Consider the following 18,341-nt stretch of genomic DNA (forward strand, 5'->3'; position numbering starts at 1 on the left):
CCCGTGCACCAACCGCGCTACGCCCTGCTCTCCGGCCGTCACGTCCTCGCCCTCTGCCACGACGTCGACGGCCTCTACGGCGACCCCGCCCCGCACCCCCGCCTCCGCCACGAACTCCGCGGCTGCGAACCCCGCGGCGAGCTCGCCCGGGCCGTCACCCAGGCCATCGTCGAGGGCTCCGCCCCGCTCGGCACCCTCGACGTCGAGACCCCCGACGGCCCCTGGCGGTTCACCGCCGTCCGCGTCCTCGACGCCCGCGGCGACGTCGTCACCATCGAGGCGGCCGGCCCGCCCCGCCGCCTCCACGGCGGCGCCACCGGCGCGATCCCCTGCGCCCACCTCATCCCGCTCCCCGGCCCGGACCCCCTCCCCACCGAGGTCACCTTCCTCGGCTGCTCCCCGCGCGGCGCCCTCCGCGACGCCCTCGCCGCCGGCGCCCCGGGCTTCGAGGAGGTCCGCTACCAGGTCCTCCGCCGCAGCGGGAACCTCCAGCACGAGGGCGCGGCCGGCCCCGTCACCGGCTGGGACGCCGCCCGCGGCCACCACGGCCTGCTCGACCTCACCGTGGCCTTCCCCCGCACCGGCCTGATACCGCGGCAGACCCGCGAGGTCTGGGACCTCTTCCGCGACCACCGCGGCCCCGCCGAACCCGGCACCTGGCGCCGCTTCACCGGAGCCGCCCGCGCCGTCTGGCGGCACGAGGCCGGCCTCCGCTCCTACGACCTCCCGGAACCCGTCCCCGGCGCCACGTACCCGCTCGACGGCCGGGGGATCACCGACGAGGACGGCCTCGTCTGCGCCCTCACCGAGGCCGTCCACGGCCCCGGCCTCGCCTACCCCTTCAGCTCCCCGCGCGCCCTCGGCGCCGAGCTCGCCGGCTGCACCCTGGTCTGGCACCACGCCGACATCGCCCGCGCCTGCCTCGGCGTCACCCCGCTCCGCACCGAGCCCCGCCCGGCCACCTTCCGGGAGTGGGTCGACGGCCTCAGGGCCGAGGGTGTCCAGGTCGTCCTCGACTGATCGCGTACGCCACCACGCCCGCCGCCAGCACCCCCGCCCCGGCCAGCACCGACCCCAGCGGCAGCGCCCCGGCCAGCGCCGCGCACCCGGCGAGGCCCACCGCCGCCAGGACCCGGTTCCGGCCGCCCAGCGTCCACGCCGAGGCGTTGGCGACGCCGTAGTAGACCAGGACGCCGAAGGAGGAGAAGCCGATCGCGCCCCGCACGTCCGCCGTCGCCGCCACCACGGCCACCACCGCGCCCACCGCCAGCTCCGCCCGGTGCGGCACCCGGAACCGCGGGTGCACCGCGGCCAGCCCGCCGGGAAGATACCCGTCCCGGGCCATCGCCAGCGTCGTACGGGACACCCCGAGGATCAGCGACAGCAGCGAGCCCAGCGCCGCCACCGCCGCCCCCGCGGTCACCACCGGCACCAGCCAGGAGGCGTCCGCCGCCCGGACGGCGTCGGCGAGCGGCGCGGCGGAGTCGGCCAGCGCGACCGGCCCGACCGCGACCAGCACCCCCACCGCGACCAGGGCGTAGACACCCAGCGCGAGTCCCAGCGCGATCGGCACCGCCCGAAGGATCGTCCGTGTCGGATCGCGCACCTCCTCGCCGAGCGTGGCGATCCGCGCGTACCCCGCGAACGCGAAGAAGAGCAAACCCGCGGCCTGCAGCACCCCGCCCGCCGTGACCTCCCCGCCGAGCCCGAACCGGCCGCCCGGGGCACCCGCGAACGAGGCCGTGACGACCGCCGCGAGCACCGCCAGCACCCCCGCCACGATCACCCGCGCGAGCAGCGCCGACTTCTGCACACCCCCGTAGTTGACGGCCGTCAGGGCCACCACGGCGGCCACCGCGACCGCGTGCGCCTGGTCCGGCCACAGATAGGCCCCCACGGTCAGCGCCATCGCCGCGCAGGAGGCCGTCTTGCCCACCACGAAGGCCCAGCCCGCCAGATACCCCCAGAAGGGACCCAGCCGTTCGCGACCGTACACATAGGTACCGCCGCTCTCCGGATAGAGGGCGGCCAGCCGGGCCGAGGCCATCGCGTTGCAGTACGCCACCACCGCGGCCAGCCCCAGCGCCGTCAGCAGCCCGGCCGAGGTCCCGGCGGCGCCGGCCGCCGGCCCGAGGGCGACGAAGATCCCGGCGCCCACCATGGCGCCGAGCCCGATGACGACGGCGTCGAAGAGGCCGAGGGACCGGCGCATTTCCGTGGTCACGATCGACCTGTCTCCCGCAGAGTGATGTTGAGCCGCCCGGTGAGCCCGAGCGACGGATCGGCGGTCCCAGGAAACACCTTCGGCACGCCGTGGTACACCCACCGCGACTCCCGGCCGAAGACGAACAGGTCCCCCGAGCCCAGCTCCACATCGCTCCAGGGCCGCCCCCGCCCCTCGGCGTTGCCCAGCCGGAAGACGCACCGGTCGCCGAGGCTCAGCGACACCACCGGCGCCCCGGACCGCTCCTCCCGGTCCTGGTGCATGCCCATCCGGGCGCCGTCCCCGTAGAAGTTCACCAGCGCCGTGTCCGGCGCGAAACCGCCGTCGTCCCCGTACGCCTCGGCCACCGCGGCCCGCCCCAGCGCGACCAGCCAGTCCGGCAGTTCGACCGCGACCGAGTCGAGGTAGCGGTACGGGACCCACTGCCGCCCCAGACAGAGCGACCGCACCGACATCACGCCCCCGCCGGGCAGCACGGTGTGCCGGTACGCCAGCGGCCCGCGCCCGAACTCCCGGCAGGCCGCGACCAGGTCCCGCTGCCGCTCGACCGGCAGCCACCCCGGCACGTGCACCGCGCCCGGCGCCGGCTCGGCCCGCCCGCGCGGGAACAGCCCCTCGGTCACGCGAGGGCTCCCTCCAGATCCAGCAGCGACCGCTTGCGCTCGAGCCCGGCCGCGTACCCGCGCAGACTCCCGTCCGCGCCGATCACCCGGTGGCAGGGCCGCACCACCAGCAGCGGATTCCGCCCGATCGCCGTCCCCACGGCCCGGACCCCGGCCCCGCCGGCCCCGACCCGCCGCCCGATCTCGCCGTAGCTCACGGTCGTCCCGTACGGGATCTCCTCCAGCGCCGCCCAGACCCGCCGCTGGAACTCCGTCCCGGCGTCCGCGGCCAGCGGCACGTCGAACCGCTCCCGCCGCCCCGCGAAGTACTCCTCCAGCTGCCCCACGACCCCGGCGAAGGCCGCCTGGTCACGGACCCAGCCGTCCCCGACCGCCACGGCCCCCTTCTGCCCCGGCAGCGAGAGCGACCGCAGCACGGCGCGACCCCCCGTCGAGACCTGCCCGGTCAGCAGCATCTCGCCCAGGGGGCCGTCGGCGTACGCGTACACGGTGATGTCGTCCATGCCTCCAGTGTGCGAGCCCCGCCGCCGCACGGCTGGCGGCTTTCGGACACGACCCTGACCGGCCGGACGCGGGGTCAGCGGTAGTTCACGAACTGGATCGCGAAGTCGAAGTCCTTGCCCTTGAGCAGCGCCTGCACGGCCTGCAGGTCGTCCCGGCTCTTCGAGCTGACCCGCAGCTCGTCGCCCTGCACCTGCGCCTTGACGCCCTTGGGGCCCTCGTCCCGGATGGTCTTCGCGACCTTCTTGGCGTTCTCCTGCGAGATGCCCTCGGTGACCGACGCGAAGAGCTTGTACTCCTTGCCGGACAGCTGCGGCTCACCCTCGACGTCCAGCGACTTCAGCGAGATCCCGCGCTTGATCAGCTTGGACTGGAAGATGTCGAGGATCGCCATCACGCGCTCCTCGCCGTTCGCCTGCATCAGGATCTTCTCGCCCGACCACGAGATCGAGGCGTTGGTTCCCTTGAAGTCGTAGCGCTGCGAGATCTCCTTCACGGCCTGGTTGAGGGCGTTGTCGACCTCCTGCCGCTCGACCTTGGAGACGATGTCGAAACTGGAGTCGGCCATGACTAGTGGCTCCTTGCTCGGGTGCTGTGGGGTACCCCCAAAGCCTAGGGGGTGAGCCACCGCCCGAACCTCTGATCACCCGTCGATCAATCCGGTGGCGAACCACCCCCCGGGATCAGGTATTGTTTACGTCGTTGCCGGGGAACACCGCAGAACAGCGGTGAACCAAGGCAGCAACCCATGGCGATGTGCCCGAGTGGCCAATGGGAGCGGACTGTAAATCCGTCGGCTTAGCCTACCCAGGTTCGAATCCTGGCGTCGCCACGCTTCATGAACGGCCCCTGATCTGCGGAAACGCGATCAGGGGCCGTTTGCGTGTAAACATTGGACCAGGGCGCGACTGTCTCACTCAGTGCCGCTCGATACCGCCCTCTACCAGCCTGTGTGGACGGCGCGTGGACGGCCGTACGGGCCGATCAGACCCCCGCGGGGACGCCGGCGCGGTGCTGGTTCAGCCGGGCGGAGATCTTGGCGTTCGCGGCCTCGTCGCCGCCCTTCAGGAACTTCGCGTAGACCCGGAAGAGGACCGCGACCGAGTGGCCCGCCCGCTGGGCGACGAGCTGAGGCTCGACGCCGGAGCTGAGCCACGTGGAGACGGCGGCGTGACGAAGGTCATACGGCCTCTTGGCGAGCTTCGATTCCTGTTCGGACGGGCTGAGCGCTTCCTGCCTGGCATTCGCCCAGACCTCGCCGTACCCGCTCTCCTGGACCATCCCGCCGCGGGCGGTCCGGAAGATCCGCCCGTCTTCGTGAGTGCCGTACAACGTGACGTGCCACCGGAGCTTCGCCACCAGCTCGGGCGGGATCGGGACGTGCCGCACGGCCTTCCGGGTCCGGTGCTTCAGGCCGCGCCGGTCGTGGGCCTCGCCGCTGTCCGTCCAGGAGCTGCCGGACCGGGCCCGGCTCTCCCGGAGCCGTACGAGCCCCCACCCGCGTCGGGGCAGGTCGAAGTCCTGGAGCCGGATCCCGACCAGCTCCCCAGGCCGGGCGCCCGCGTAATACAGGCACCCGAAGAACGCCTCCAGGTGTCGCCCGCGGTCCCCCTGCCGGCCGACGGCGGAGAGGAGCGCGGCGGCCTGCGCCGGATCCGGCACGGCCTCGGGGTCGACTTCTTCCTCGACCCGCTCCGGCGCCTTCCACTTCAGGGCTGCCATGGGGTTCTCGCCCAGCAGCTCGGCGTCCACGGCGATGCCGAGGGCCTGGTGGAAGATGGCCCGCTTCCGGGCGATGACCGACCCGGACGACGTCTCCCCGTCCAGCCGCCGCGCGCAGGCGTCCAGCGCACGGCGGACGAGCATCCGGTCGGAGAGCTGGGAGGTGGGGACGGACTTCCGCTCGACCCACGCGAGGAGTGCGGCGATGTCCGCCGGCGTCTCCTCCTTCCACCGGTTCACGTTGAAGCCCCAGGTGTAGAGCGCGCGGCGCACGGCCTTCTGGTCACCCATGCCCTTGGTGTCCTTCACCAGGGCGAGCGTGACGGTCGCCATGGCCTCGGCGAGGTTCCGCCGGGTGGATGCGGGGGAGTGGTCCCACTTCATCTCCACGTAGTTCCTGGCGTGCTGGTACCAGGAGATGTCCTTCGTCTTCTGGACCATCGACTTCGGCAGGCCACTGTCGACGTCCCACGGCTCACCCTCGCGGGTAGCGGTGATGAACTGCGCCCGCCGGCTCTCCGCGAGCCCGAGCGTCAGGAAGGACTCGGAGTGCGGCCGCGTGCCGACCTGCCAGCGGAGCTGGTACGGCTTGCGGTACGGCCGCTTCCTGATGCTCCAGATTCGTACGGTGTAGCTCCACTCGGTCACGCGGTCTCCAGTTCGTTCAGAAAGGCGTCGAGCGCGCTGCGGCGGACCCGCAGGTGCCCGTTGGGCAGGCGCTTCACCACGGGGCCGTAGCCGCGGTTGCGCCAGCGGTAGTAGGTGGCTCGGGTGATGCCGATCTCGGCGAGAACGTCGGTCAGGGGAAGCCACTCGTCGGCGGGCTGACGGCGGCGGGCGGTGCGGGCCATCGGGTCTCCTCCACGGGGCGAAGTTGGGTTCGCATTGCTGTGTGTCGCGACTCAAACGACTCAGAGCGGCTCGGGACGGCTCCGGAGAGGTGCTTGAGTCGCTTGAGTCGCGACTCCGGCTATTGCGGGGCGGTGAGGTTGAGGGTGATTCCGAGGTAGGTGGGCACCTGCTGGCCGTAGGCGTCGCGGGGCCGGGATCGATGGAGCTGGGGGACGACGGACAGGAGGTTGCGGCCGAACATCTGCTTCGTGCCGATGGCCCGGATGCCGTTGTCCTCGGCCCACTCCCGCCAGGCGGCCCACAGGGTGTCCACGGGGACTTGCCTGTCGGGGCCGGTGGTGCAGCGCTCGCGGACGAACGCGCTGGTCGGTGAGGCGGTGTCCTGCATGGTGATGACGGCTTCTTGCGAGGACGCGGGCTCGGTGATCCGGCCGGCGCGCTCCAGGCGGGCGAGGCCGTCGAGAGCCCAGTTCAGGATCCCGGGCATCTCGGCGGCGAGCTTGCCGGTGAGCCCGGTGTCCTCCTTGCCGAGCCAGGAGACCGTCATGTTGAGCACGACGAAGCGGCGGGCGATGACGCCGGAGGAGTCGCCGAAGTTCGGCAGCTCGTTGGTCAGGATCATCAGCCGGGTGGGCAGCTTCCCGGTCCACGGGTCGCGGAACTTCCGGTCGATGTCGATGGTGTCCTCACCGGAGATGGTGAGCAGCCGCTCGACCACCTGGCCGTTGTCCTTCCCGGACAGCCGGGCGTCGGAGATGACGGCGAGCGGCTTGCCGAGCAGGGTGGACAGCCCGAAGTTGGAGCCGAGCCCCGCGAGCGTGGGGCCGGCGAGGTTCTCCTTGCCCACCAGCTCCTTCAGAACGCGGGCGATGGTGCCCTTCCCGGAGCGGGACGGGCCCTTCATGAGCAGGATCTTCTGTTGGTCGGTCCGTCCGGAGAGCACGTACCCGAACCACTCCTGCAGCGCGGCGATGGAGTCGGGGTCGTCGGGCCAGATGCCCCGGAGGAATGCCTCCCAGGCCGGGGCGGTCGCCGTCGGGTCGTAGTCGTACGGGACGGACACGAGGTTGAAGAAGCCGGGACCGTGCGGCAGCAGCTTCCGGTCCCGAATGCGTAGCAGCCCGTTCTGGCACGCGACGATCGGGCTCGTGTCGTGCTTGCCCCGCTCGCCGTCGATCCAGGACGGCGCGTCGGTCTCGGTGGGCAGGAGCGTGATGGCCCCGAGCGCGTCGAGCAGATTACTGATCTTCGTTTTCGTGGGTGCCCATTCCCGCACTTCCGGCTCGCCGTTCTTGTCGACGCCGGCGAAGAAGGTGGCGTGCTCCAGGCGCTTGTAGAGCCCGGCGCGCATCTGCTGCTCGTCGTACTCCCGCCAGCAGGTGCCGGTCCACCGCATCCACGACCCGCGCCAGCGGCGCAGCCGCAGGTGTCCGTCCTCGGTGTGCCAGTCGGGCATGATCCGGCGGGCGACAGCGAGCGGGTTGGACGGCGAGGGCAGTTCCTCGGTCATGCGGCACTCCTCCCGTCGCTCAGCAGCGGGCAGACGGCCCGGTGGGCGTCGTGGGCAGCGATCAGGGCGTGGACGCGGCTCTCGCCCCGGACGGTCTCGTACCGCCCGCAGGAGCAGAACCACTCCGCCCGCGGCTCCCCACCCCGCCGGGCGGGTGCGGCGATCCGCAGGAACCCCACCTTCCGCGGGCCGTCGGCCGGGTGCGGGTCCAAGCCAGAGCGGACGCCTTCGGCGACGACCTTCTCGGCGCCCACGGCCGGGGTGGGCCGGGGCGGTCGGGCGGTCATGCGGCGGCTCCCAGGGCGGCGTTCATGCCGTTGGTGACGCACCGGCGGGCGTACGGGGCGGGGACGCCGACGGCGATGGCGGCGGCCATCAGGTCCTCGGCGATGCCGTCGAGTCCGCAGGGGCCGGGGCAGGCGGTGTGTCGGGCGGCGAGGAAGCGGGCGGCGCCGTAGGCGGCGGTGCCGGCGCCCTGTTCCGGGTGGGCCCTGATGCTGTCGAGACCGCGCTCCAGACCGGTCTGGACGAACGCCGGGGTGTGGCGGCAGCCGGTGGCGACGCTGCGGTCCCACCGGGTCGGGGCGGAAGAGTCCACGGCCGCGCGGGCGGGGGTGGACTCTTCCCTCTCCACCAAGGCGAGGACGGATGGCGGAAGGACCGTGATCGGGCCGATACCGGGGCCGAGCCAGCGGGCGTAGGCCATGAGGGACTTGATGTCGACCCCGGGCCGGACCTTGTTCGCGGACCGCATGGCCCCGGAGTAGATCCAGTGCTCCCCGCGCGTCGTCTGCACGGTCGTGGTGGGCGGGAGCGCGGTGCGGGCCCAGGTGACAGCGTGGGCGTTGTCGAGGTCGACCACGGTGACGCCGGCGCCGCCGGGGTGGTAGCCGATGGCCCGTGCACGCCGCCACGCAGCCGCCCACTGCGGGGAGGTGAGGGTGTGACGGTCGGTGGTGGCCGCTGCCCAGCCGTGGCAGGGCCACGGGCAAGCGCAGGGGCCGGGGATCTTCATGTTGGGGCGTCCGCCGCACGCCAGGCCCTCACAGGCCCGGCAGAGGCCGAAGGGCCGCTTGTCGGCGAGCAGGGGCAGCACCGGGAGTCCGTGTTCAGCGAGGCCGAGGGCGGTGGTGGGGAGGCTGTTCATGCTGCCCTCCTTGCGCGGGTCTGGGCCAGGAAGCAGGCGCCGAGGTAGCGGGAGTAGGCGGGCGGGATGGCCTCGGTCAGCTCCTCGCGGACGTCGGTCCATGTGATGTTCATGGCCGCCTGCAACTCGGGGATCGACGGCTTGCCGCCGCCGTTGCCGTATGGGGCGACGTAGGGCCCGTCGTGGTACTCGCCGTGCCGCCATCCGCGCACCCGACCGAGGTGCTTGGGGTGGGTGAGCTGGGGTGCGGTCCAGCGGCCGAGTTCGAAGTTGCGGTGGCGCAGGACGCCGAGAGAGAACATCTCCCCGCACAGCCACACGTCCCGGCGGATCTCCGCCCGTCCGTTGGGCTGCTCGATGACGTACGGCAGGCCGGATGCCTCCAGCAGCTCCCGGGTGGGGGCGACCAGGTCGACGTGGTCGCCGCCCCAGCCGCGGGAGGCGTTGGTGCCGACCGACAGGTTGCACTTCGCCTGGCACGGCGGCGAGGTGTGGATGAGCGAGAACCGTCCGATCTCCCCTGACGTGATCAGGTCGGCGAGGAAGGTGAGGGCGTCGGCCTGGTGGAAGGTGAAGGGGTAGTTCGGGCGCGGGGCGATGTCGACCCCGACGACCTTGAACCCGGCCCAGTTGTAGCCGGTGCCTGCGCCGCCGGCGCAGCAGTACAGGTCCAGCAGCCACGGCCGGTCGCCGCGTCGCCGGATCGGGAAGAGATGCGTCATGCTGGGTGTCTCCAGTTCGTAGCTAGCGGTCTGGATCACGAGGGCGGTCCCGTTCTTTGGCGAGATGGGGGGCCGCCCTCGGCGTTGTCAGAAGGGCGGTTCGTCGCTGTGGCTGTTGCCCCACGGGTCGAGGTGGGGCCGTCGGCGGCGCGGGAGCCGCGGGAGCGGGAGGAGGGGCCAGCGGCGGTCCTCGTCCCAGCAGGGGCAGGGGGTCCACTCGGTCCCGGCGTACTCGCCGGTCTCGTAGTCGCCGTAGTCCCGGTTGTGCCCGCCAGCGCCGTCGCAGGCGGGGCAGTCGGGGCGGGGGGTGTCGGTCAGGATGAGTGTGCGGCGGGGCCAGTGGGCCAGCCGGAGGCGCAGACGATGCATGGGCGGTTCCTCAGAGGTTGGAGAGGGCGTCGATGACGCTGCTGGCGAGCTGGTTGATGGGGCCGGCGGCTCCGGTGGAGGCGAGGAAGAAGCCGAATCCGGCGGCGGTGAACGCGGAGCCGTAGCCGAGGGAGCCGGAGCGGAGCAGGAAGAACAGGACGAGTCCGAAGAGGAAGACCAGGGAGATCGTTATGGCCACGGAACTACTCCTTTGACGGTGGTTCTGGGGCGGTGGGAGGCTGTGGGCACCTCGGGTGCTGACAAGCTCGGGGGATGGCCGACGGCGCGTCTGCCTAGCTCCTGCTCGGAGCGGGGTACGTCTCATGACGGGTGCCGTCGGCCGCTTCGTGTCCTGGGTCAGCGGGTGCCGGCGCGGTAGGTGCGGGAGAGCCGGTTGTAGAGCCAGCGGCCGACGCGTATGCGCTTGCCGGTGGCGTGGCAGCGGCGGCAGTCCTTGCCGGGCTTGGGCTGTCCCTTGCGGTTGGTCTTGATCGCGTAGCCGCGTCCGTGGCATTTGCGGCAGTCGCCGAACGGCGACGCCATGCACTTCGTGACGTAACCGAGGGTGACGGTGAACAGGCAGGCGATAGTGAGCAGGGCGGGGGTCATGGCGGGCCCTCCCGGGCGGTTTCCAGGGGTTTTCGCAGGTGGGCCGCTATCCGCTAGCGGCCAGCTCAGAGCGTGTTTGGGGCGCTAGCGGAGCCGCTAACGTTAGCGGGGGTCGGTGCTATCGCTAGCGGCTCCGGCGGGTTATCCCGCGTCCCGCTTTCCGTCACGCTCCGCGATCGTCGTGGTGATGTCGGCGCGGACGATGCCGCGCCGGTTGACGACCTTGCCGTCCACCCGGCGGCCCACCTGCACGGTGGAGATGCCGTGGGGCTTGAGGCCGGCGGCGAGCGCGTCGGTCTCCCACCCGCCGTAGACGTCGGGCCGCAGCTCGGCGAGGCGGGCCACGACGGTCTCGGACCACACCTTGGTCTCGGCGGCGGGGACGACGGCGAGGATGTCGGCGAGCAGGTCGTACGCCGGGCCGGTGACGACCTCCGGCTCCTCGCCCATGGCGTAGCCGGTGAGGAGTCCGGCCTTCTCGCGGGCGGTGCGGGCGCGGGCGGCGATGGCCTCGGCGCCGGGCGCGTCGACGTAGACGGAGGAGACGATCCGGGCGTCGGCTCCTTCACCGACGAAGTAGTGGATGCCCTTGTCTCCCCAGGCGAACATCGTCGCCCGCACCCCGCGCTTGTAGGCGGAGGTGCCCAGGACCATGTCGTTCTCGGTCTGGCCCATGACCTTCAGGCACCAGCGGGCGCCGGCGTTCGCCGAGATGCCCGTGGGCAGCGACTTCGCGTCCGGGCGCTGCGTGGCGAGGAGGAGCACGATGCCGGTGGCGGGGCCGCGCTTGACCAGGTCGGTGCAGATCTCCTCGAACTCCTTGCCGTGCTCGGCGTGCTCGAAGAGCACCTGGCACTCGTCCACGCCGATGACGATCGGGTGCAGGCCGAGCGAGGGCTTGTCGGCGAGCTGCGAGGTCACCTTCGACTCGGGGCAGATGTCGCGGGGCAGGGCCCGGATCGCCTTGGTGCGGCGCCGCAGCTCCTCGCGGACGGCGCGCAGGTCGGCGAGCGCGTAGGCGATGGCTTCGTCGTCGTCGCCGGCGGCGTGCCGGTGGGAGACGGCGTTGCCGACCGGGTCGAGGTCGCCGGTGCCCTTCATGTCGTACGTGTGCAGCTCCGCGCGCGGGTCGAGCGCGGCGATCAGGAGGAGCAGGCGCAGGAGGAAGGTCTTGCCCATGCGGGGGATCGCTCCGATCACCCCGGCGATGTACATGAGCGTCACCTCGACCCAGCGTCCGCGCTGGTCGGTGCCGTAGGCGACCGGCCTGAACAGGTCTACCCCGCCCGACTTCGCCAGCGGCCACGCGGGCTTCTTCGCCTTGGTGAGGTCCTGGTCGCCGACCCAGAGCACCATGTGCCCGGGGTGTTCCTCGGAGGCGGGCTCGGGCCAGACGCAGCCGAGGGGGCGGCGCAGGCCGGAGGCGAGGCGTTCGCGGCGTTCGATGACGTCGGCGACGGTGACGCCGTAGGGGAGGTTGCCCTGCGCGCGCCAGCCGGGTCCGTCGCGGGTGATCGGGGCGGTGAACTCGAACCCGTCCCGCCCCTTGCCCTGCGCCTGGTTGATCGCGGGGATGCCGAGGGCGCCGAGGGCCCGCAGGACGATGTCGGAGGTGAGCTTGGACGCCTTGGGGATCTCGACCGCGCGGTGGACGACGGGGGCGTCTGCCTTGCGGCCGGCCCAGCCGAGCGCGAGCAGCACCAGACCGACCGAGACGGTCTGGAGCCAGCCCGGCGCGAGGACGTAGATGGCGAGGGCGACGGTGGCGCCGATGAACGTGGCGACGGCGGCGATCAGGGAGCGGAGCTTGACCCGGTCGTCGCGCTGCGCGGACAGCCGCAGGTACTCGACCGCGTCCTCCTTGCGGACGGCGGCGGCCCGGACCGGTTCACCCTCCCGGTCTGCCACCCACCGGATCGCTCCGCCGATGAACCGGGCGGCTCCGGCGGGCGACTGGAGCGCGAGCCGCAGCGCGTAAACCGGGGTGCGGAGCGCGTGGTAGCCGACGGTGTGGGCGTAGTGGCGGGCCACCCATCCGGCGGCCGTTCGCAGTTCAGAGGTAGACCGCAGCCAGACCGGAACCACGTCCCGGCGCTTCGCGGACGCCAGCCGACCGAGGTAGCCCGGACCGGTCGCAGCCGGGGTCGGCTGGTCGACTACCAGCCGACCAGCCGACTCCTCCGGCTCGACCGGTTCGGTGGTGGTCTGCCGGGCGGCGCGGGCCTTGCCGAGGTCTACCACCTCGGCCCCGCTGTCGTCGGTCGACGGGTCGGCGGTCATCTCGGCTTCCAGCCGGGCGAACAGTTCCTGGTCGTCGTCGGGGTGCTTCACTGAAACGTCCTCTCCACGTGAGGGAACACGAAGGACCCGGGGCGGCCGGTGAGGCTTGGCGGCTGTCGGCCGCCCCGGGGCACAGCTACTTGCCCTTGCCGCGGGCGTTCTTCTCGGCGCGGTCGCGGGCGCGGTCGAGGAGGCGGTCGACCTTCTTCTCCAGGTCGCCCTGGTAGACGTTCTCTCCGGCGATGCCGCGCTTGGCCATGCGGGCGATGTACCAGCCGAACTTCACGCCCTCGCCGACGGTCAGCGGCGGGTGGTTCGGGTCGTACTCGTCGTTCTTCTTGCCGGCCACGATGGGTTCCTCTCTGAAGCCGGGGCTGTCCCGACTCCCCTTCCACCCCGACCGGCGCGGTTCGGGGTGGGCGGGCAGCCGTCAGTCGAGGGCGCGCAGTTCGTGGGTGTGGCACAGGACCGGGGCGATCCAGATGCTGATGCGGTCGACGGTCCACCGGCCCTCGGTGAGGGGGCCCGGGGGGATCTCGTCCAGGACGCGGCCGGTCTTGCCGACGGCGCGGGGGTCGTCCTCGCAGGCGACGATCAGGACCTTCTGTCCGCCTCGGAACATGGGCTCACTTCCCCTTTCGGGCCCGGCGGGCCTTGCCGATGGCCTTGGCGGCCTGCTGTCCGTCGGGGCCGCCGACGGACTTGATGACGGTGTGGACGCCCCAGACCAGGACGGTGGCGAGGAACGCGAGGAGGGCCAGGTTGGCGGCGATCGCGGTGAGCGCGCCGACGAGGAGGGGGCCGAAGTAGACGCCGGCGGCGACGGTGCCGGCGCCGATCCCGGAGCCGAGCGCGATCCGCTGCACCGTGCGGTCGGGGGGCGCCTGGTGGATGTGCTGGTGGACCACCTGCGGCCCCGGGGCGGGCTGGAGGGGGGTGGGGAGGTGGTCGGCGTAGGTGTAGGTGCCGTCCGGGAGCCGGACGACGGGGGCGGGTTCGGGGAGGTTCGACATGGGTTCTCCCAGGTCAAAAGTGGCCGCTAGAGTCACGGCCATGGGGGATCAGGGAAGTCGTACGAAGCCGTGCAAGTGGTGTCGGCGGCCGGTCGCGTACCGGTCGTGGTGGCGCTCACGCCGGTACTGCAACCGGTGGCACCAGACCCGGAAATGGATCTCCCGGATCCTGGAACTGTTCGGTGAGGTAGCCGGCGCATGACCCCTGCCGGTCAGGCAGCGGCCGTGTCCGGGTAGGCGCAGGGGGTGCACATGCCGAGCGAGGCGGGGATGCGGTATCCGGCGTCCCGCCCGCACTCCGGGCAGACTCGGCGGGCGGCGTTTGCCCGCTCCAGGGCGGCTCGCTTGGCCGGGGTCATCGGTCGGACGGGCTTGGCGGTGTCGACGCGGTAGAGGTAGGCGACGAGCGGTTCGCGCCGGCGGCGGGCTCGTTCGAGCTGGGCCACGACCGGCGAACCGCCCGGCCGCAGCCCCATCGCCCGAAGCTGCCGGAACGTCGCCAGCCCCTCCGGCGCCAGCCGCCACCGGTAGACCGGCAGCGCGCTCACGCGGCCTCACCCCGTTCGGCGCGCAGGGTCTCGCGCAGCCACCGGCCCTTCTCCGGCGACGTACGCACCGCCCGCCGGATCCGGTCGGCCGTCAGGTTCTCCACCGGCCACGACTCCGTCAACCGCCGCGTCTCGGCGAGGAGTTCGTCGCGTGTGCGGCGGGGGACGGGCGTCTTCGCCACGTCGGGCACCCGGCGGGTCACCCGCTCGGGTCGGGCCGACTGCTCGGCCGCTACGACCTTCACGGCCACTCGACCGGTCGACTCGACCGCAGCGGGCGGGGTGGACTCTTCCTCGTCCGTCGGGCCGGGGTCGGCCGGGGCGGGGGCGAGGGCGGGAAGCGGCTGGTCAGAGGTAGACCGTTCCGTACCGGCCCATTCCGATTCCTCCGCATTCACGGGGTCGACCGGTCGGGTGGACCGGTCGACCTCCAGCTCCACCGTCACCGTCTGCTCGGGCTCGACCGGTCCGGTGAGGACCGGGGCGGCGGTGGTGGCGCCGAACATGTCGGCGAGGGCGGCGTGGGCGCCGGCGGTGACCTTCTCGCGCTGGACGTCGACCAGCCGGGTCCCGAGGACGATGTCACCGGCGCCGACCTTCTTGCCGAGCTTCCAGTACTCCAGTTCCGCCTTCTTGCGGACCTTGGGGTCGGGGTGCCGCTCGGCCATGGCCCGCTGGTAGGCGATCGCCTGCACCAGGTCGGCGGCGTGGGCTTCGGCCTCTGCGTCGCGGCCGTCGCGATAGACGACGATCCGACGGGCCAGGAACGCGGCGCCCTCGGCGGAGGCGGTCATGCCCATCGGGGTGAGGGCGTAGATGACGACCTCGCCGAGGGTGGTGGCGGCGGTGGCGGACATGGCGGCCGCGGCTGCGGGAAGAGCCCACAGCCCCGCCCGGATCACCCTCGGCGAGGACTGGCCCAGCAGCGTCAGACCGAGCAGGACGATCGCGAGGACGGCGGTGGCACCCTCACCGGCCGCGACGGCGCCGACGGCGGTACCGGAACCGTAGGCGGCCTTGATGTTGGTGTAGGTGCCGAACCCACCGGCGCCGCCCGTGACCAGCATCGGCACGAACGCCGCACCCAGCACCACCCGCTGGAGCGTCCCCAGCTCCCTACCCGTGCCGGCGGTCACCCCTCGGCCCCCGTCCGGTCGGAGCGGAAGGGGGTGTAGGTGACGGGGTGCTGGGCCGTCCGTTCCCGGATGTAGCGGGTGGTGTCCTTCAGGGCCCCGTAGTAGGCGCCCTCCAGCAGGACCGACAGAGCGATCCGTACGCCTGCCGCCCGCTCGTCCAGGACGTCGTAGTGCGCGGCCTCGTCGTCCTCGTCGTTCGACGGGAGCGGGATGTCCAGGGCCTCCACGACCGCCGTCAGCAGCGTGGTGACCTCACCCGGGAGGTCGGTGAGCCGGGTCATGCGGCACCACCCGCCTGCGTCAGGCCAGCGCGGTTGGTGAGGGTGCGGCGCTCGTCCAGGACCCGGTTACGGGCCCGGCGGATCCGCCGCTCGTCCAGCACCGTGGAGGGGCCGTCCAGCATCCAGATCTCCACGTCGAGCAGGTCGATCTCCGCCAGGATCAGCGGCATCTCCTGCTCGATCGCGTCCAGCTCCGCATCCGACGGCTCACCGTCGAACGGGGTGGCCGTAACAACGGCCTGAAGTGCAGCGATGGACTTCATTGGGTCGTGCTCCCTTCACAGCAGGGGGTAGGAACGGCCCGAACCGAGGCCCCGGTGTTCCCGCACCGGGGCCTCACGCCGTTTGGAACCAACCGGCTCCCCTCAACCCCGCCCGTACGGCACCCCACGCAGGGGACCGGACGGGCGGAGGAGGCAACCGGCCGCAGCCGTCGAGCGGCCGCGGCAGTCAGATGACGCGTTAGGCATGGCCACTCCGCCGGTCCAGCGGCAGCAGCGCCCAGGGTCTTAAGCGCTTCACGTCGGCCTCCAAAGGGCGGACATGGTGCGTGGCGTAGGTGGCGATCTCTGCCCTTGTCTCACCGCACGTCGAGGACTCTCGGCCGGCCCCGGAGGGCGACGGGAGCAAGGTGCTTGCTGCTCGTGCGGCAGGGCCTGCGGCTTGTCGCAGATGCCTGTCGTTCTGTGTGTCCACTGTTCAGTTCTCAACCGTGACGGGCGCTTCCTTCGCGGCCGTTTCACGGGCCTCTCCGGGCGCTGGGCAGCACGACTCACCAAGCCGAAGCTCAATGAGGTACATGTACTACCTGTTCCTCATCATGCGGAGAAGGATTCGCACCGTCAAGTCCCTTGGCTCTTTGGTGGTTGCGAGTCCGTCCCGCTTGATGAGTCCAGCTTGGCTTGATCAGGGCAGACGTAGGACTCCGCGCATGTACGGCTCCAGGACGTCTTGGCTACGGTGAAGTCGTCCCAAGTCGTCCCACCGGGGGAGCCCACGGCATGGCCAATGAACGCTTACGCGGCGCGATCATCGAGCGCGGCATGACCCTGGACGAGGTGGCCGAACGGCTCGGGGTGTCGGCGAAGACGGTGGAGCGCTGGATCAACGACCCCAAGCGCCAGCCGTACCGCCGCTTCAAGTACGCGACGGCATCACTCCTGCAGCGGGAGGTGTCCTACCTCTGGCCGGAGGAGCGGACGTCAGCCGAGGTCACGGAGGCGGGTAGCGCCGAACTGGTCCAGCTGTACCCGCACCGTTCCGTTGTGCCGAACCGACTGTGGCCACAGCTCTACGCCGGCGCTCGGCGGCACTTCGACGTCCTGGTCTACTCAGGCTTCTGGCTCACCGAGGACGCCGCCTTCCACCAGGTGGTGAAGGAGAAGTCCTCCGACGGCGTCCCGATCAGGTTCATGCTCGGCGACCCCGACTCGGCCGCGGTCGCAGTGCGCGGGGCCGACGAGGGGATCGGGGGTGCCATGGCCAGCAAGATTCGCAACGCGCTGGTCAACTACGCGCCGTTGTTCGGGCTCCCCGGAGTCGAGTTCCGGCTCCACTCGACCACGCTCTACAACTCCATCTACCGGTCCGACGACGCGATGCTCGCCAACGGGCACCTGTACGGCGTCGGCGCCTACATGGCCCCCGTCCTGCACCTCCAGCGCGTTCCCGGCGGCGAGCTGTTCGACGCTTACACGGAGAGCGTGGAACGGGTCTGGGAGAGCGCCCGACCGATCTCCTCCCCGACGGACCTCGGAGGCACAGACGCATGACCCGGATCGACTACTTCCGCGACCCGAAAGCCCCGAAAGCGAACTCGGTGGTCCCGTCGGTCACCGTCGTCGTCCGCGACGGCGGCGGGCGGCTCCTGCTCATCCACAGGACCGACAACGGCCTGTGGGCACTACCGGGCGGCGGGCACGACATCGGAGAGCGGATCGGTGACACAGCCGTGCGCGAGGTCGAGGAGGAGACCGGGGTCGCGGTCGAGGTCGAGGGCATCGTCGGGCTCTACACAGACCCGGAGCACGTCCTCGCGTACGACGACGGCGAGGTGCGCCAGCAGTTCTCCATCTGCTTCCGGGCCAAGCCGGTCGGCGGTTCCCTCCGTACGAGCAGCGAATCGAAGGAGGTCCGCTGGGTAGACCCAGCGGACCTCAACGACCTCGACATTCACCCGTCCATGCGCCTTCGCATCCAGCACGGTCTGGATGAGACGCGCCGGGACCCCTACATCGGCTGAGCGCCGGCGACCGCGGCCATCCGCAGCTCTACCCGCTCGTTGGCCGCGAAGATCTCCGGTGCCGCCCGCTGAATGAACCGGCCCACGATGGTGTCCGGCCCGTACCGCTGCACGATCTCGTCCAGCCGCGCGGCCGGCGTCGTGTGCTCGCCGTCCGGCGTGGTCGTCATGTCGGAGACGATGAGCGCGTCCACCAGCTCCGGCCGCTCCAGAGCGAACTCGGTCTCCAACTCCTGCCGCAGCCCCCGCTCCTCGGCCTCCAGGAGCGCACACGAGTGGTGGGCGACGAGCCGGACGACTCGCTCGTCGGCCCCTTCCTGGTCCCGTAGGTACCGGGCCCCGTCGAGCGGGTGGAACCCTGTGGAGGCCAAGGACGGGGAGTAGCCGATGTCGTGCAGCACGGCCGCGGCCTCCATCAACTCGGCATCCTTCCCGAGGATTGGGCTCAACGACCGGGCCCGCTTGGCGACCCCAAGAGAGTGTGCCCAGCGGCGCGGCAACGGCTCGGACAGCAGCGATTCGGAAAGCGAGTACGCCCACTCAGTAAGCCCCATGAGTGCTA

25 protein-coding genes and 1 tRNA gene are annotated in these 18,341 nt (G+C 71.7%); 4 read left to right on the forward strand and 22 right to left on the reverse strand.

Annotated elements, in window-relative coordinates; genetic code table 11:
• The first annotated feature begins 3 nt into the window (after nucleotides 1-3).
• Nucleotides 4-1,020: a hypothetical protein gene (locus IF73_RS0118510; RefSeq protein WP_031009282.1), complete on the forward strand. Its 1,017-nt coding sequence runs from the start codon at nucleotides 4-6 to the stop codon at nucleotides 1,018-1,020.
• On the opposite strand, the gene IF73_RS0118515 is transcribed toward IF73_RS0118510, so the two are convergent.
• The 4 genes from IF73_RS0118515 to IF73_RS0118530 form a co-directional block, all read right to left on the reverse strand.
• Complete coding sequence (locus tag IF73_RS0118515; RefSeq protein ID WP_031009284.1) at nucleotides 986-2,212, reverse strand: APC family permease; 1,227 nt, start codon at nucleotides 2,210-2,212, stop codon at nucleotides 986-988. The genes IF73_RS0118510 and IF73_RS0118515 overlap by 35 nt on opposite strands.
• An 8-nt stretch (nucleotides 2,213-2,220) precedes the next feature.
• Nucleotides 2,221-2,847, reverse strand: a complete 627-nt coding sequence (locus IF73_RS0118520; protein WP_031009286.1) for an alpha-ketoglutarate-dependent dioxygenase AlkB family protein — start codon at nucleotides 2,845-2,847, stop codon at nucleotides 2,221-2,223.
• A complete protein-coding gene (locus tag IF73_RS0118525) occupies nucleotides 2,844-3,350 on the reverse strand; it encodes a methylated-DNA--[protein]-cysteine S-methyltransferase (protein ID WP_199806667.1) in 507 nt (168 codons plus the stop codon). The genes IF73_RS0118520 and IF73_RS0118525 overlap by 4 nt, the downstream gene beginning before the upstream one ends.
• Nucleotides 3,351-3,424: 74 nt before the next feature.
• A complete protein-coding gene (locus tag IF73_RS0118530) occupies nucleotides 3,425-3,916 on the reverse strand; it encodes a YajQ family cyclic di-GMP-binding protein (RefSeq protein ID WP_031009290.1) in 492 nt (163 codons plus the stop codon).
• A gap of 182 nt (nucleotides 3,917-4,098) precedes the next feature.
• Here IF73_RS0118530 and IF73_RS0118535 point away from each other — a divergent pair.
• Nucleotides 4,099-4,180, forward strand: a tRNA-Tyr gene (locus IF73_RS0118535).
• A gap of 152 nt (nucleotides 4,181-4,332) precedes the next feature.
• Here the strand turns inward: IF73_RS0118535 and IF73_RS0118540 are convergent.
• The 17 genes from IF73_RS0118540 to IF73_RS0118620 form a co-directional block, all read right to left on the reverse strand.
• The gene (locus IF73_RS0118540; protein ID WP_031009292.1) at nucleotides 4,333-5,718 is read right to left on the reverse strand and encodes a tyrosine-type recombinase/integrase; all 1,386 of its coding nucleotides are present in this window, start codon (nucleotides 5,716-5,718) and stop codon (nucleotides 4,333-4,335) included.
• Complete coding sequence (locus tag IF73_RS0118545) at nucleotides 5,715-5,921, reverse strand: helix-turn-helix transcriptional regulator (RefSeq protein ID WP_031009294.1); 207 nt, start codon at nucleotides 5,919-5,921, stop codon at nucleotides 5,715-5,717. The genes IF73_RS0118540 and IF73_RS0118545 overlap by 4 nt, the downstream gene beginning before the upstream one ends.
• Nucleotides 5,922-6,040: 119 nt before the next feature.
• A complete protein-coding gene (locus IF73_RS0118550) occupies nucleotides 6,041-7,432 on the reverse strand; it encodes a DNA primase family protein (RefSeq protein WP_037879649.1) in 1,392 nt (463 codons plus the stop codon).
• The gene (locus IF73_RS42025) at nucleotides 7,429-7,719 is read right to left on the reverse strand and encodes a hypothetical protein (protein ID WP_107049283.1); all 291 of its coding nucleotides are present in this window, start codon (nucleotides 7,717-7,719) and stop codon (nucleotides 7,429-7,431) included. The genes IF73_RS0118550 and IF73_RS42025 overlap by 4 nt, the downstream gene beginning before the upstream one ends.
• The gene (locus tag IF73_RS0118560) at nucleotides 7,716-8,579 is read right to left on the reverse strand and encodes a bifunctional DNA primase/polymerase (protein WP_031009300.1); all 864 of its coding nucleotides are present in this window, start codon (nucleotides 8,577-8,579) and stop codon (nucleotides 7,716-7,718) included. Before IF73_RS0118560 ends, IF73_RS42025 begins: the two co-directional genes overlap by 4 nt.
• Nucleotides 8,576-9,301 carry a class I SAM-dependent methyltransferase gene (locus IF73_RS0118565; RefSeq protein ID WP_031009302.1) on the reverse strand — a complete coding sequence of 242 codons (726 nt, stop codon included), beginning with the start codon at nucleotides 9,299-9,301 and terminating at the stop codon, nucleotides 8,576-8,578. Before IF73_RS0118565 ends, IF73_RS0118560 begins: the two co-directional genes overlap by 4 nt.
• Before the next feature lie 87 nt (nucleotides 9,302-9,388).
• The gene (locus IF73_RS0118570) at nucleotides 9,389-9,670 is read right to left on the reverse strand and encodes a hypothetical protein (RefSeq protein ID WP_031009304.1); all 282 of its coding nucleotides are present in this window, start codon (nucleotides 9,668-9,670) and stop codon (nucleotides 9,389-9,391) included.
• A 10-nt stretch (nucleotides 9,671-9,680) separates the two neighbouring features.
• Nucleotides 9,681-9,869, reverse strand: a complete 189-nt coding sequence (locus tag IF73_RS0118575) for a hypothetical protein (protein WP_031009307.1) — start codon at nucleotides 9,867-9,869, stop codon at nucleotides 9,681-9,683.
• Between the two features lie 158 nt (nucleotides 9,870-10,027).
• The gene (locus IF73_RS0118580) at nucleotides 10,028-10,279 is read right to left on the reverse strand and encodes a hypothetical protein (RefSeq protein WP_031009309.1); all 252 of its coding nucleotides are present in this window, start codon (nucleotides 10,277-10,279) and stop codon (nucleotides 10,028-10,030) included.
• 141 nt (nucleotides 10,280-10,420) lie between these two features.
• A complete protein-coding gene (locus IF73_RS0118585) occupies nucleotides 10,421-12,610 on the reverse strand; it encodes a cell division protein FtsK (protein WP_031009311.1) in 2,190 nt (729 codons plus the stop codon).
• A gap of 85 nt (nucleotides 12,611-12,695) precedes the next feature.
• Complete coding sequence (locus IF73_RS0118590; RefSeq protein ID WP_031009313.1) at nucleotides 12,696-12,908, reverse strand: DUF6257 family protein; 213 nt, start codon at nucleotides 12,906-12,908, stop codon at nucleotides 12,696-12,698.
• 81 nt (nucleotides 12,909-12,989) lie between these two features.
• Entirely contained in the window at nucleotides 12,990-13,181 is a 192-nt protein-coding gene (locus IF73_RS0118595) for a hypothetical protein (protein WP_031009315.1), read from the reverse strand.
• 4 nt (nucleotides 13,182-13,185) lie between these two features.
• On the reverse strand, nucleotides 13,186-13,572 hold the full coding sequence (locus IF73_RS0118600; protein WP_031009317.1) for a DUF6251 family protein: 387 nt from the start codon (nucleotides 13,570-13,572) through the stop codon (nucleotides 13,186-13,188).
• A 212-nt stretch (nucleotides 13,573-13,784) separates the two neighbouring features.
• On the reverse strand, nucleotides 13,785-14,120 hold the full coding sequence (locus IF73_RS0118605; RefSeq protein WP_031009319.1) for an RRQRL motif-containing zinc-binding protein: 336 nt from the start codon (nucleotides 14,118-14,120) through the stop codon (nucleotides 13,785-13,787).
• Complete coding sequence (locus IF73_RS0118610; protein WP_234338267.1) at nucleotides 14,117-15,256, reverse strand: conjugal transfer protein; 1,140 nt, start codon at nucleotides 15,254-15,256, stop codon at nucleotides 14,117-14,119. The genes IF73_RS0118605 and IF73_RS0118610 overlap by 4 nt, the downstream gene beginning before the upstream one ends.
• Nucleotides 15,253-15,537, reverse strand: a complete 285-nt coding sequence (locus IF73_RS0118615; protein ID WP_031009323.1) for a hypothetical protein — start codon at nucleotides 15,535-15,537, stop codon at nucleotides 15,253-15,255. Before IF73_RS0118615 ends, IF73_RS0118610 begins: the two co-directional genes overlap by 4 nt.
• Nucleotides 15,534-15,800, reverse strand: coding sequence for a DUF6284 family protein (locus IF73_RS0118620; RefSeq protein ID WP_031009326.1), 267 nt, complete (start codon nucleotides 15,798-15,800; stop codon nucleotides 15,534-15,536). The genes IF73_RS0118615 and IF73_RS0118620 overlap by 4 nt, the downstream gene beginning before the upstream one ends.
• Nucleotides 15,801-16,538: 738 nt before the next feature.
• Between IF73_RS0118620 and IF73_RS0118625 the strand changes: the two genes are divergently transcribed.
• Together IF73_RS0118625 and IF73_RS0118630 are read left to right on the forward strand one after the other, a co-directional pair.
• On the forward strand, nucleotides 16,539-17,309 hold the full coding sequence (locus IF73_RS0118625; RefSeq protein ID WP_031009329.1) for a helix-turn-helix domain-containing protein: 771 nt from the start codon (nucleotides 16,539-16,541) through the stop codon (nucleotides 17,307-17,309).
• On the forward strand, nucleotides 17,306-17,779 hold the full coding sequence (locus IF73_RS0118630; protein ID WP_031009331.1) for an NUDIX hydrolase: 474 nt from the start codon (nucleotides 17,306-17,308) through the stop codon (nucleotides 17,777-17,779). The genes IF73_RS0118625 and IF73_RS0118630 overlap by 4 nt, the downstream gene beginning before the upstream one ends.
• On the opposite strand, the gene IF73_RS0118635 is transcribed toward IF73_RS0118630, so the two are convergent.
• Nucleotides 17,767-18,333, reverse strand: a complete 567-nt coding sequence (locus tag IF73_RS0118635) for an HD domain-containing protein (protein ID WP_031009334.1) — start codon at nucleotides 18,331-18,333, stop codon at nucleotides 17,767-17,769. The genes IF73_RS0118630 and IF73_RS0118635 overlap by 13 nt on opposite strands.
• Between the last annotated feature and the right edge of the window lie 8 nt (nucleotides 18,334-18,341).

The organism is Streptomyces sp. NRRL F-5727 (assembly GCF_000719555.1).
In the GTDB taxonomy this organism is placed as follows: Bacteria; Actinomycetota; Actinomycetes; order Streptomycetales; family Streptomycetaceae; genus Streptomyces.